Origin of the sequence: Halomonas sp. ANAO-440 (assembly GCF_019915905.1) — a bacterium.
Lineage (GTDB): Bacteria > Pseudomonadota > Gammaproteobacteria > Pseudomonadales > Halomonadaceae > Halomonas > Halomonas chromatireducens.
Genome location: NZ_JAHXBV010000024.1, coordinates 98,105 through 111,826, shown reverse-complemented (window position 1 = coordinate 111,826; position 13,722 = coordinate 98,105). Strand labels below are relative to the sequence as shown.

The 13,722-nt window shown below is 60.9% G+C and carries 10 protein-coding genes; 3 read left to right on the top strand and 7 right to left on the bottom strand.

From position 1 onward, the window contains the following. Positions 1 to 11: 11 nt before the first annotated feature. Together KZO25_RS15900 and KZO25_RS15895 are read right to left on the bottom strand one after the other, a co-directional pair. Positions 12 to 1,064, bottom strand: coding sequence for an efflux RND transporter periplasmic adaptor subunit (locus KZO25_RS15900; RefSeq protein ID WP_223137716.1), 1,053 nt, complete (start codon positions 1,062 to 1,064; stop codon positions 12 to 14). A 254-nt stretch (positions 1,065 to 1,318) separates the two neighbouring features. After that, positions 1,319 to 1,591 carry a hypothetical protein gene (locus KZO25_RS15895; protein WP_043511071.1) on the bottom strand — a complete coding sequence of 91 codons (273 nt, stop codon included), beginning with the start codon at positions 1,589 to 1,591 and terminating at the stop codon, positions 1,319 to 1,321. A gap of 297 nt (positions 1,592 to 1,888) precedes the next feature. On the opposite strand from KZO25_RS15895, the gene KZO25_RS15890 reads away from it, so the two are divergent. Both KZO25_RS15890 and KZO25_RS15885 read left to right on the top strand, forming a co-directional pair. After that, positions 1,889 to 3,217 (top strand): glycerophosphodiester phosphodiesterase family protein, encoded by a 1,329-nt coding sequence (locus KZO25_RS15890; protein ID WP_262489070.1) that lies wholly within the window; start codon positions 1,889 to 1,891, stop codon positions 3,215 to 3,217. Positions 3,218 to 3,372: 155 nt separating this feature from the next. Continuing rightward, positions 3,373 to 4,509: an LBF_2804 family protein gene (locus KZO25_RS15885; protein ID WP_223137715.1), complete on the top strand. Its 1,137-nt coding sequence runs from the start codon at positions 3,373 to 3,375 to the stop codon at positions 4,507 to 4,509. A gap of 68 nt (positions 4,510 to 4,577) precedes the next feature. On the opposite strand, the gene KZO25_RS15880 is transcribed toward KZO25_RS15885, so the two are convergent. From KZO25_RS15880 to KZO25_RS15860, 5 genes are all read right to left on the bottom strand, one after another. Next, a complete protein-coding gene (locus KZO25_RS15880) occupies positions 4,578 to 6,971 on the bottom strand; it encodes a DNA polymerase II (RefSeq protein WP_223137714.1) in 2,394 nt (797 codons plus the stop codon). 76 nt (positions 6,972 to 7,047) lie between these two features. Then, positions 7,048 to 9,135, bottom strand: a complete 2,088-nt coding sequence (locus KZO25_RS15875; RefSeq protein ID WP_223137713.1) for a putative bifunctional diguanylate cyclase/phosphodiesterase — start codon at positions 9,133 to 9,135, stop codon at positions 7,048 to 7,050. Further along, positions 9,132 to 10,271, bottom strand: coding sequence for an FIST signal transduction protein (locus KZO25_RS15870; protein ID WP_262489079.1), 1,140 nt, complete (start codon positions 10,269 to 10,271; stop codon positions 9,132 to 9,134). The genes KZO25_RS15875 and KZO25_RS15870 overlap by 4 nt, the downstream gene beginning before the upstream one ends. A 217-nt stretch (positions 10,272 to 10,488) precedes the next feature. Continuing rightward, on the bottom strand, positions 10,489 to 10,761 hold the full coding sequence (locus tag KZO25_RS15865; protein WP_223137711.1) for a hypothetical protein: 273 nt from the start codon (positions 10,759 to 10,761) through the stop codon (positions 10,489 to 10,491). 144 nt (positions 10,762 to 10,905) lie between these two features. Next, complete coding sequence (locus tag KZO25_RS15860) at positions 10,906 to 11,445, bottom strand: DUF421 domain-containing protein (RefSeq protein ID WP_223137710.1); 540 nt, start codon at positions 11,443 to 11,445, stop codon at positions 10,906 to 10,908. 150 nt (positions 11,446 to 11,595) lie between these two features. Between KZO25_RS15860 and metG the strand changes: the two genes are divergently transcribed. Next, a complete protein-coding gene (gene metG, locus KZO25_RS15855) occupies positions 11,596 to 13,638 on the top strand; it encodes a methionine--tRNA ligase (protein ID WP_223137709.1) in 2,043 nt (680 codons plus the stop codon). Positions 13,639 to 13,722 lie beyond the last annotated feature (84 nt).

Sequence of the window (13,722 nt, the reverse complement as noted above, 5' to 3'; positions counted from 1 at the left end):
CCTGCTCCCGGTCAAAGCGACTCTTCCATCGGTCGTACGCGCTCCCCCTCCTGCAGCAGGTGAGCACCCGCCGCAACGATGCGCTCCCCCGGCTGCAGGCCAGCCACTACCGGCACCGTCTCACCATGCACCTCACCCACCAGAACGCTACGCGGCTCGACCCGCCGATCGTCATCCCGGTAGATCCAGACCCGGAAATTGCCTTCACTGTCCTTGTCCAGAGCGGCAAGCGGAACCATCAACGCACCATGCTCGACGGCATCGGTCAGCGCCACCGTAACGGCTACCGTCATGCCCGGGAATGCAGCTACCGCGTCGTGATCGACGATGGCGAAGTCAACCTCGTAGGTCTGGGCAACCTCGTCGGGCTCCGTGACATGCTCGCGGTACGCCAGGCGAAATCGCTCACCGGGAAGGGAAAGCAGTTCGCCCTCGACCTCGAAGCGCTCGGGATCGACCACGTAATGCATGAGCGACTCAGGCACATTGAACCGAACCCGCAGTTCGGTCACATCCTGCACACGCAAGATGGCGGTATTGGGCTGGACATTGCTGTGGTTCTCGATCAGGCGCCTTGTCACAAGCGCATCGAACGGGGCATTGATGGTTGTGTAGGAGAGATCCTGCCGTGCGCTGTCGCGCTGCACGGCGGCAAGCTCATAGGTAGTACGTATCTCATCGAAAGCGGATTGGGAGATGGACTGATTCTCGAGCAGTTGCCGGGTTCTCTCCATTTCCCTACTGGCCAGTTGATATTCCGACTCTGCACGCCTTGCCGCCAGCTCATAATCGGCAGGATCGAGACGCGCGATCAGCTCTCCCTCGGGTATCACCTCGCCCTGGGTCGCAGGCAATTCAATCAGTTGCCCGCCCACACGAAACGACAGGTCCACCGTCCGCAGTGCCTCGACCCGGCCAACGAAACGCCGGCTTGGCAGGTGGGTGTCTCCACTCACCTCGACAAGCTTGACGACGCGCGGGGCACGTTCCTCATCCCCCGGGGTGGATCGTTCACCGCAGCCCACTAGCAGCAGTGTCACCAAGATCATTAACGCCGGCTTCATGTTTCCACCTCCCTGTAGTACCCCCGCCCCTGCCTTACCGGCGACCCGGCCTGTCGATATGCACCCCAGCGGCAGACTAGACAACACAACATAGTTTAGAAAGTGGCCTTCCACGATCAGGGTAGCGCCTGGCACACCATATTCAAACACACGTTTGATATTCGAGTCACGTTCATGAAATGTTCCGACCGGAAATCAAAAAAGCCCGGTGCAGACGCACCGGGCTTGGCTGTAGCATCAGACGTTGAGGACGCCTAGCGGCAAGGCACCACTTTGCGCAGGGTGTCCTTGGCCCAAAGCACCTGGCCATCAGGCGTCTTGCCGTGCTCGTTCCAGCGTTCGGTAATCTCGACGCAGAAGGAGCCGGCATTTTCCGTACGCACGTCCGGATTGGATGGGCGGTCACCGCCGATTCTCAAGAGATCGGGGTTGTCTGTTGTGTAACGTGGAGCAATGGTGGTGTTGCTGGCACAACCGGTGACGAAGAGAGCCACCAGCAGAATGGGCAAACAGCGGCGCAGCGGCATGTTCACAAACCCTCGGAAGTTACGATGATCGCTCCGGCAGATATTGCCGGTAGCGCTAAATAGCATCGCTTTCTCACTGCAGTCAATCTTTTTCGAACAGCGTTCGTAGGTATTGATCTCACCCTGGCGACCCTCGATATGAAGGCCGTGTCCTGCCCATGGGTCGCATAGTCCGCCAAAGCTTCTACGCTAGTAAAGGTTCCCTTGGCTGTCTCCACACCGCCATACGCTTGTCATGCGCGGCGTTGACAGTGGAGGGTCCCCATACCGCTAACAAGGAAGCGAGCGAGACATACCATGAACAAGAAACCCCTGGCCCCGCTGGGCAGTCTTACTGCCCTACTCCTCTGCCTGATGCTTACGCTGACAGTCCACGCCGACGACCCCAATGCCCCCGAATGGGACGATGACCTTGTCGCAGCCGCCAAGAACGTGACACTTGGTCCGCGCCCACTGTTCCTGGTCAATGACATGAGTGAAGAGACAAGCCGCGAACGGGAGCTAAAGTCGAGACTGATGCGCTGCGCCGCAGAAACCACAGACTGGCAGCCTTCCGAGCTGACCATTGCCCATCGTGGCGCCCCCCTCAAGTTTCCCGAGCACACCCTGGAATCCTATCTAGCCGGCGCACAGGGCGGCGCCGGCATCATCGAGTGCGACGTCACCTTTACCGCCGACCACGAGCTGGTCTGTCGCCATGGCCAATGCGACCTGCACTACACCACCAATATCGTCGAGACCGATCTCGTCGAAAAGTGCAGCGTTCCTCCCGAGTTCGACCCGGACAGCGGCGAGTTGACCAATGCCGCCGATATCCAGTGCTGCACCAGCGATATCACCCTGGCCGAATTCCGCACTCTTCAGGGCACCATGGAAGGCGCCAACCGGGAGGCTACCAGCATCGAGGAGTATCTTGACGGCAACCCCCGCTGGCGCTCGGATCTCTACGCCACCCGCGGCACCCTGATGAGCCACGCCGATACCATTGCGCTGTTCAAGGACCTGGGCGTGAAGATGACGCCGGAGCTCAAGGAGCCCAGCGTGGAGATGCCCTTCAACGGCTTTTCTCAGGAAGACTATGCCCAGAAGATGATCGATGAGTACAAGGAGGCCGGTGTCCCCGCCAGTGACGTCTATGCCCAATCCTTCCTGCTCGACGATGTGCTGTACTGGCTCGAGAATGAACCCGAATTCGGCGCACAGGCCTACTACCTGGACGGGCGCTACAACGACGACGACTTCGACCACGCGGACCCGGACAGCTGGTCGCCCAACATGGAAGAGCTCGTCGAGATGGGCGTACACACCATCGCCCCGCCGACCTGGATGCTACTGGCTTCGAACCCCGGCTTCGGAGAAGACGACAGCCGGATCGTCCCTTCGGTCTATACCGAGCGTGCCAAGGAAGCGGGACTCGAGCTGATGACCTGGACCCTGGAGCGCTCTGGCCCCCTGGCAGCAGGCGGCCAGTGGTACCACAACACCACCGAGGATGTCATACGCCGGGAAGGCGACAAGCTGATCACTCTGGACGTGCTGGTTCAGGATGTGGGCATTAATGCCATCTTCACTGACTGGCCCGCCACAGTGGCGTTTTACGACAACTGCATGCGGCGTGACGACTGAGTGGCGCAACACCAGGGGCCGCACCGTAGCGGCCCCTGGGGCTCTGCGTGCCAGATGTCGCCAACTGCCTAGCCGTTAATTGAACCAACGGACTGCAACCAGCCTGATTGACAAGGCATCGCAGTTTGAAACCAACCGACGGCGGCCTATTTCAAATGGCAGAATCCATACCCTCCCAACCCCCGGATCAGCAGTACTCTCCGGAGCCCAATATTCTCGAGCGCCGCGCAGCGGATTATCTGAAAAAACAGTACCCCAGGGCCCGCTATCCAACACAGGATTGCAGTAATGAAGAGCGGGAAGCGCTCAAGCGGGCAAACAACCGGGCGATAACCTGGGCGGCTGTCGCGGGAATCCTGTCGGGGGGCATCATCGGCGGCATGGAGTGGTTCATGCGCCAGGGCATGCTCGATGGCATGCAAGACATGACCCTGATGGAGCAACTACCCTACTGGGCCGGCTTCTCCGTGGTCGCGGGCATGGTCAGCCTGGTGGAAATCCTATTCCTCTACTGGAACGCCTTGCGTGGCGTCGCCAAGACCAGCCAAGTCGCCGGCATCCCGCTCCAGGACAGCGAACACGCACGACTGCTGCTGAGTGGCATGTCACGCGTGGCGCTAGAGCTTCCCAGCCCCAGGCACTGTATCTACGGCATCGACCCCTACGCCCAGATGGGCCGGTGGAAGCTGGCTGCCATCTCCGTCATGTACCGGATGAAGGTCGGGGTCAGCAGTTTCATCCTGCGCGTACTGCTGAGGCGTGTCTTCGGCCGCATGGCAATGCGCGGGTTGCTACCGCTGGCTACCGGGCCACTCTATGCCATCTGGAACGCCATCATCACCTGGCGCATCATGCGCAAGGCCAAGGTCCAGGCACTCGGGCCCTATACGATAGAAACCTTGATGCACCGCCTGGAAACCGACCTCGATCAGCTAGGCGATACCGCGAGAGAAGTGATCCTCCAGGGCATGGGCGAAATGATCATGCGCAACCAGGATGCCCACCCCAATCACGTCTATCTCCTCTCCCGACTGCTTGATGCCTTCGACGTCAGCGACAGGCAACTGGACATCGACTGGCCCAGCCATCAACGCCAACTCGGCAAGCTCGACGAGGTAGAGACACGCTGGGTTCTCGAGACCTTGACCATCGCCACGGTGCTAAGCGGTAAATGGCGAGGCAGGCCCCGGCGCTTCTTGCAGGAAGTCCACGAGGCCAGCGGGGCTACGTTCGACGAAGAACGGATTAAGACAAGGCGGAAGCAAATGCTGGAGGGACGAAATGATTCCTAGGCTGCAATAGTGCGAGCCAGGGGCCAGCCAGAAGGCAACACCGCCAACGAACGGTGGCGCGGTCAGTGTCAGAACAACCCCAGCTGTTGGTCGACCAGGCCGGAGAAATCATCGCCAATGAAAGGAAGGATGGCATCGGCCACCGGCTGCAGCTGCCGGCTCAGGTAGTGATGGTAGTCAATAGGTGATCGCCGTGTTTCCAGTGGCTCAGGACCCGCCATGGTCATCACATAGCGGATCCAGCCGCCGTTCTGGTATTGCCTGGGCCGGCCCAGCTGCTGATTGTATTCGTCGGCCAGCCGCGCCGCACGCACATGGGGCGGCACGTTGCGACGATAGTCGTCGAGCCTGCGTCGCAGCCGCTTGCGATAGACCAGCCGCTCATCGAACTCACCGGCCAGCGTGCGCCGCACGTAGTCCCTCACGAACTCGCGGTGCGGCTGTAGGGTGAAAACCAGACGATACAGTTCCTGCTGGAAAACCTTGGCCAGTGGAGACCAGTCCGCGCGCACCGCCTCGAGACCCTTGAAGACGATGCTCTCGTCGCCATCCTCTCCGCGCACCAGCCCGGCATAGCGCTTCTTGCTGCCCTGCTCGGCACCGCGGATGGTGGGCATGAGGAAGCGGCAGTAGTGGGTTTCGAACTGCAATTCCAGTCTACTTTCCAGAGCCAGGGTCGATGCCAGGTGTTCGTTCCACCAGCGATTGACGCTCGCAGCGAGATCACGCCCGATGGCACCGGCCTCCGCCTCGCTTCTTTGGCCGCCGAGCGAGACGAAGGTCGAGTCGGTGTCACCGTAGATAACGGTATATCCCTTCTCTTCGATCAGCTCCCGCGTCCGATGCATGATGGTGTGGCCGCGCAGGGTAATCGACGAGGCGAGCCGTGGATCGAAGAAACGACAACCCCGGGAACCCAATACACCATAGAAGGCGTTCATGATGATCTTCAACGCCTGGGACAGGGGCGCGTTGCGGTCGCGCTTGGCCGCCTCGCGGCCCTGCCACACCCGCTCGACGATACCGGGCAGGGCGTGCTGCGTGCGTGAAAAACGGGCCCCTCGGAAGCCGGGCACGCTATCCTCCTCCGGCTCACCAAGGCCCTCCACCAGCCCTACCGGGTCGATCAGGAAGGTGCGGATGATCGAGGGATACAGGCTCTTGAAATCCAGTACCAGCACCGAGTCGTAGAGCCCGGGCCGTGAGTCCATCACGAAACCGCCGGGGCTCTCCTCGCTCACTCCCACGCCGTGGCGTGGCGCAAGATTGGGGGCGACGTAGCCGAGCCGATGCATGCGCGGCAGGTAGAGGTGAGAGAATGCCGCCACCGAGCCGCCGCTCCGGTCGGCGGGCAGGCCGGTCACCGCGGCCCGCTCGAGCAGGAAATCGATCAGCTCGGTCTTGGCAAAGATGCGCGTGACCAGCTCGCAATCCTTGAGGTTATAACGGGCAAGCCGGGGCTTGTCCTCGGCGAACATGCGGTTGATCTCATCCATGCGCTGGTAGGGGCTGTCGATGGCCTTGCCCTCGCCCAACAGCTCCTGGGCAACATGCTCCAGGCTGAACGAAGCGAAACGCCAGGTTGCCTGGCGCAGCATCTCGATACCGTCAATGATCAGCCGCCCAGCGGCCGAGGCGAAAAAGTGGTTGGCGTTGCTACCGTGGGCTCGCCACTCCATGGGCTCGCCGCCACGGCCCATCACTATCGGCACGCCGAGCTGCTCAGCATGGCGCTGCAGGATTCGCAGATCGAACTGCACCAGGTTCCAGCCAATGATCGCATCCGGGTCGTGCCGTGCGATCCATTCATTCAATCGGACCAGCAGCGCCTTGCGGTCATCGCAGTAGAGCAGGGAAAAGTCCCGGGACTCGGGCGCATCGCCCGACGCTGCCTCCCCCCCATTCGCCGGTCCCAGCATGAAGACCTGGCGCTGACCGCAGCCCTCAAGGGCAATGGAGTAGAGATCACCCCGCTCGCTGGTCTCGATGTCCAAGGACGCCAGCCTGAGCCGTGGCCGGTACTCAGGCGCCGGCTTGAGCTGGGTCTCGATCAATGCACTCCGGGAAGTCTCTTGGTCCGCGAACCATACTGGAGCGGTGATATAGCGCTCCATCAAGTAGCGCTCAGGTGGACGAACATCCGCCTCGAAGACATCGATACCGGCCTCGCGCAGCCGTTTCTCCAGATTCATCAGCTGTCGATACTGGCGGCAGTAGAGCCCCAGCACCGGGCGCTGCTGGAAATCACGCAGCTTGAGCGGGCGCAGCTCGACGTCCCGTTCGCCATGCAGCAGGACTTCCGCCTGAACGCGCTGCTCGACGGGAATGAAGGCCACCGAAGGCTGCGCCGGGAGACGCACATGGCACGGGCCAGCATCGGTCGCCAGCCAGAAGGTAACTTCGGTACCTGCGTGTGTATCCCGCCAATGGCGGGTCAACACAAAACCCTGCTGTTCCTTCACCGTCGCCTCACGGGATCACGATATCCTGTATATCCGGAATATGTTCCTGCCAGACCGACAGATGGCCCAGCCAGCTTCACCGCTTCAAAGCCCAGACTGTGAGAAAGGCCTCGATGGCAGCCGGTTCAGCGGGTCGCAGGAAGTGATAGCCCTGGCCGTAGTCACAGCCGAGCTCACGCAAGCGCTGAAGCTGTTCAATCTGCTCGATACCTTCAGCAACGACCATGAGTCGACAGGCATGGCCCAGACTCACGACCATGGCGGCCAGTCGGTCATTTCCGGTCATGCTGGTCGCAGAAGAGACGAAGGAACGATCGATCTTGAGTATGTCGACCGGGAAGTCACGCAGGTGGCTCAGCGCCGAATAGCCAGTACCGAAATCGTCCAGTGCCAAGGATATGCCCACCTCCTTGAGCGTGCTCAGCGTGGCAAGCGCCAGCTCCACGTCCTCGAGCAGTGCTGTTTCCGTGATTTCCAGCGTCAGCGCACTACCCGGCAATCCGGCTAGCCGCAGCGCGGCTTGAACGTCGTCAGCGAAGGTACCGTGACGCAGCTGGCGTGCCGATACATTAACGCTCATGGTCAAGCTGGGGTCGATATGGTGCCACTCTGCCAGTTGAGCACACGCCTGGTTCAACACCCAGCGACCAATTTCGACAATGGCTGAGGTCTCTTCGGCAAGAGGAATGAAATCGGAAGGTGGCACCAGGCCGCGGGAGGGGTGCTGCCAGCGCAGCAGCGCCTCCAGGCTCTTGGGTCGCCCGCTGCCCAGCTCCACAATGGGCTGGTAATGCAGTAGCAGCTCATCGTGCGCAAGCGCACTTTGCAGGTGGGTCTGCAACGTCTGGCGCTCAAGGAGCGCTTCCGCCATGGCCGGAAGATAGGTGATGACAACATTGCGACCGATAGCCTTGCCGCGGTACATGGCGATATCGGCATTGCGCAGCATAACGTCCGCCCTGAGGCCCGGAACCTCGGCGTGGGCGACCCCCACTGTGCCGCCGATGTAAGCCAACTGACCATTCAGACTGAAGGGCTGCCTGAGCGCCTCGATGATGCGCTCGCCGACATGGGCTGCCGTATTTTGCGAGGGGTAATCCTCATTGATCAATACGGCAAATTCATCGCCGCCAAAGCGTGCGGCCGTCGAGTCGGCACGAATCACGCTGCGGATTCGCTCGGCCACATCACACAGCAATTCGTCGCCGGCATCGTGCCCCATGGTGTCGTTGATGGCCTTGAAGCGGTCGAGGTCGATGAAGAGTACAGCGGGCCCGGGCTGGCCCGGTTTGTGGTGGCGCAGTACCTGAGACAAGCGATCGAGGAAGAGGCGGCGGTTGGGCAGCCCCGTGAGCGGATCCCGAAAGGCTTTCTGCATCTCCTCCAGGCTGCGCGCATCGGCGAGTGCCAGGCTGGCATGTTCGGCGAAGGTGCTCAGAAGTGCCTGGTCACTTTCGTTGTCCAGGAATTCATCACCAACTTCGACGACAAGGGTACCCGCTGTTACACCATGAATATGGACCGTTGCACGAGCCGTCTCAGTGGACGAGGAGAGGTCAGCCCCTGACATGATCGGATAGCCGGGGTCCTGAGCATCTTCGAGTAACAGTGAAACCGGCCGGCCGCGAAGCACCTGGCTGGCTCCCTGGGTCACCGCTTCGAGGATGTCAGGCAGCGGTGCACGATGCGAGATGGCACGCTGAATGCCAAGGAGCACCTCGAGTACCTTCTGCTCCCGCCGTTGACGCTCGAGGACAGTAATCATGTCGAGTGCCAGACCGAAGGCACCGGCCATGCCAAGCAGCAGTTGCCGCTCAGCGTAGCCGAACCCTCCCTGGCATCTTGCCACGATCAGCCTGCCAACAACGCCAGCATGCCAATCCGCAGCCAGAGTATGACATGGGCCAACGGTTTCGAAGGTTGCCTGACCGGTACCGGTTGACACCGACTTGAGCGATGATTCCGGTACGCTTTGCTGACCGAAACCAATGGCGGCTACCACCTTCCCGTTGCTGATCACCGCGCCGACTTCGGCATCGAACTCCTCCGCGATCAGCTCTGCCCCTGTGCGGGTAGCTTCTATAACGTTCTCGCATCGACTGATGGCGGTAAGAAATTCGACCAGTTGGTGAGGTGATTGAAGATCGTGAGCAGACAGGCTCATGTCAGCACCAGAAGTGCCAGAGTGGCATTGTGAATGCCTCGCGAGCCGCTGTCGCGAGCGAACTCGCCATACGTATAGAAGCCACCCAACGCCGCCTGGGGAAAGGCCTCGGCAATGATTTTCAGTCCAGAGTCGAGGCCGGCCTGGTTCAGTAGCGAGAGGCGCGCGACGCATTCGAAGGCGAGCACACCAAGGGCCTCATGCTCACCCAATAATACCCTGGCACGCTGACACGCGTGCTGAGTACCGATGAGGGTCGACTCCGCCGTGCCTTTCATGATCGCAACCAGGGTGCCCTTGGGAACGTCCCCGCACAGCAGCGCGCGCTCGACATAATCGGCTCCCACCGTCGCGCGGATCTCCTCTCCCCCTGGACGCAGCAGCCCCAGCATGTGGTCAAGCCCGCCGTACAGCAGTGCGTCCCCGCTGTGATACGCCTCTTCGGGAGCATTTACGGCTTTCAGGAAATAGTCGAGCGCTGGTTCGTCATTCAGCCGCTGGATCCAGGTCCCGTCGCTCTCGGTAACCACAACCGGCTCGCTGATGCGATGACAACCGTGCCCTACCGCAACCGACATGGGAGCATTGGAACCTATCGCGATACCGATGACCGCCTGCGTCAGCACCTGGCCGCGATGCAACTGGAAGGTTTGTTTCAAGGCAAGGTCGTCACCGGCACAGCCACCCACCAGAGGGACCGAGGCACCAGCCACGCCGTAGGCACCCCGAATCAGCTCGGTACGCAGCCCGCCAAGGCCCTCGCTGAGCAGCACCAGAGCCTTGTGAGGACTTTCGATACCCAGGAGAGCCTGAGCCGCTAGGCGACCTGCTTCTCGCGGTCCCTCTTCGAGAAAGCCGACGCTGCTGCGGACGGCGAAGCCTTCACCGCCAAGTGCAATTGCCACCAGGCTGCGCGATGCTGCGGTCAGCCCGCATATCTCGCCTGCCGTGCTGCACCCGGCCACCACGACTTCTTCACTTGTTTCAGATTGCGCGGCTAGAGCTACAGCCTGCATGTCATGCGAGGAGGAACAAAAAAGCAGCAGCGCCTTGGGCTGGCGCCCCGCCAATGCCTTGGCTATCGCATCATGCGCTGCCTCGGCCGAGTCCCTCGAAGGAGAATGCCCCACTCCCATCCAGCGTGTGCGGGAACTGTCAGAAACTGGAGAGTTTTCGGCCGCGTCTGAATGCACCGTTGATAGGCCCTCGAGAGATATGCTTAAACTTGCTGTATGGGGAACGTGCCGAATCAATGAAACGGCGCGCTCCACACACGTATAAAGCAGACTTCGGCCTTTGTGGGAATTACTTGAGCCTTTATTGATGCAGAACCAATAAAAGGTGACCCCCGATTCAGTCGCAAGGCACAACGGCGCGACTGGTGTTCTTGGCCCACAGGGTCTGGCCGTCTGGCGTTCTGCCATGGGAATTCCAGCTCTCGGTAACTTCCACGCAGTAGGAGCCGAGATCCTCGACAGTTCGTTCAGGATCCGCCGGGCGGTCGTTGCCGATCCGCATGATATCGGGATTTTCGCTGGTATAGCGCGGCGCCACGGCATTGGTGCCGCAGCCCACCAGCAGGGCAGCTATCAGAAGAAGGGAAAGAGCTGAGAGTCGCAGTTTCATCGTATCATCCTCAAAAGCAATCGTTTCATGGATGATGCGTAACGAGCGATGCGAAAAGATCTAGCAGGCTCAATCCATGAACTCCACCAGATGCAGACATTCTAAACCAGCCTTGGGAAAGACGCTAATCCGCTAATCAACACCTTATGGGCGCCGTTCGGCAGCCCCTGGCGTTGCCACTCCCTCCAGGCTAGACCGATCGCTCCTTGCTCGCTGGCCCAGCACGCTGAATGAGCCATCGGTTTCCAGGACGATAGCCTCGATCTCGCTGATATCGGCCACTCCGGCTGCCCGGGCAGCTGCACGCAACTCCTCCCGGGTCACGCGAGCCTTCACCAAGGCGTTCGACAGATAGTCGCCACGGAAGAAGAGCAGTGCCGGCTCGCCGGTGACCAGTCGCCGTACCCAGCGCCAGCGTACGCTGGTCCAGGTCACGAGGTACTGCATGCCAACGAGAAGCGCGAAAGCCAACACCCCCTGGGCGAGGGTGACGTCCTTGCTGAGCATGACGGTGGCGAGCACCGAGCCCAGTGCCACTGTCACGACCAGGTCAAAGGCGTTCATTTTCGATAGGGTGCGACGTCCGGATATGCGCAGCAGGATCACCAGGCTGGCATAACCCAGCACGCCCAGTACCACCGTGCGTAGCAGGGCATCAGGAGCGTCGAAGAAGATCGGATCCAAGCGAGCCTCCTTGGCAGCGAGTCCAGTGTCAGCCTAGTGCAGGACGACCAGTCGTGTGCGATCCATTTGCCGATCCCACCGACCGGGTGCAGTCATGTTCCAACAGGGCTACAATCGGGGACTGTTTTTCCTGGAAATATCAGAGCCGATATGTCGAACAACGCAAGCGCCCCGCGCAAGATCCTGGTCACCAGTGCCCTGCCCTACGCCAACGGCTCGATTCACCTTGGCCACCTGCTGGAGTACATCCAGACGGACATCTGGGTACGCTTTCAGAAAAGCCGTGGCCACGAGTGCCATTATGTGTGCGCCGACGATGCCCATGGCACCGCCATCATGCTGCGTGCCGAGCAGGAAGGCATCACCTCCGAGGCACTGATCGAAAGGGTCTCCCGCGAACACCAGCAGGACTTTGCCCGCTTCGGCGTGGCGTTCGACAATTATCACTCGACCCATTCCGACGAGAACCGCTATTTCAGTGAGCTGATCTACACTCGCCTGCGCGACAAGGGGCATATCGCCACCCGCGATATCGAGCAGATGTATGATCCGGTCAAGGGGCTGTTCCTGGCCGATCGCTTCATCAAGGGCACCTGTCCCAAATGCGGCGCCGAGGACCAGTACGGCGACAACTGCGAGGTCTGCAGTGCCACCTACACCCCCGCTGAACTGATCAATCCGGTATCGGCAATCTCCGGCGCCACTCCGGAAGTTCGCAGTTCTACCCACTACTTCTTCAAGCTGCCGGACTTCGCCGACTTCCTCAAGCGCTGGACCCGCAGCGACCATGTCCAGACCCAGATCGGTAACAAGCTGCAGGAGTGGTTCGAGTCCGGCCTCAACGAGTGGGATATCTCCCGCGATGCCCCCTATTTCGGCTTCGAGATTCCCGATGCACCGGGCAAGTACTTCTATGTCTGGCTCGATGCCCCGATCGGATATCTCGCCAGCTTCAAGAACCTGTGCGACCGCGAGGGCATCGACTTCGACGCCTACTGGAAGAAGGACAGCAAGGCCGAGGTCTACCACTTCATCGGCAAGGATATCGTCTACTTCCATGCGCTGTTCTGGCCCGCCATGCTCCACGGCGCCGACTTCCGCACCCCCACGGCAGTGAACTGCCACGGCTTCGTCACCGTCAACGGTGCCAAGATGTCGAAGTCGCGCGGCACCTTCATCAAGGCTGCCACCTATGCAGAGCAGCTCAACCCCGAGTACCTGCGCTACTACTTTGCCGCCAAGTTGACCTCGCGGGTCGACGACCTCGACCTGAACCTCGAGGACTTCGCCGCTCGCGTCAACGCGGACCTGGTGGGCAAGGTGGTCAATATCGCCAGCCGCTGCGCCGGCTTCGTCAAGAAACTGGGGGGGGGAGCGCTATCAGCTCACTGCGCTGAGCCTGAACTCGTGGCACGCTTCATCGCCGCCGGTGACGGTATCGCAGACGATTTCGAGGCCCGGGAATTCGGCCGGGCGATCCGCAAGGTGATGGATCTGGCCGACGAGGCCAATACCTACATCGCCGAGAAGGAGCCGTGGGTACTGGCCAAGCAGGAGGATCGCGAGCAGGAAGTACTCGATATCTGCTCGGTGGGCCTCAACCTGTTTCGCCAGTTGATGGTCTACCTGGCGCCGGTGGTACCGGCCATGGCGGAAGAGGCGAGGCAGTTCCTGCAACTCGACACGCTCGACTGGCATAGCCGTCACGACGTGCTCCTGGGCCACGAGATTGCCAAGTTCAAGCCGTTGATGACCCGCGTGGAACGTGATCGTATCGATGCCATGATCGAGGCCTCGAAGGAGGATCTGGTGGAAGAACAGAAGCTCAAGAATGCCCCCAAGGGGCCGCTGACCGATGATCCCATCGCCCCTGAGATCACTTTCGACGACTTCGCCAAGGTGGATCTCCGCATAGCCCGTATCGCCAAGGCCGAGTATGTCGAGGGAGCCGACAAGCTCCTGCAATTGACCCTGGACCTGGGCGGCGAGAGCCGCACCGTGTTTGCCGGCATACGTGCAGCCTACGCCCCGGAGGCACTGGAGGGCCGACTGACGGTCATGGTCGCCAACCTGGCCCCGCGCAAGATGCGCTTCGGCATCTCGGAGGGCATGGTCCTCGCTGCGGGCAACGACGACGGCATCTACTTGCTGTCGCCGGATTCGGGTGCCGAACCCGGCCAGCGCGTGAAATAACCACCCGCTCGATGCGCGGCCCTGCCGCGCATCGTTCGCCTGCCTCGCCTAATTCAAGCTCGACCGTTAGCGGCCGATATAACT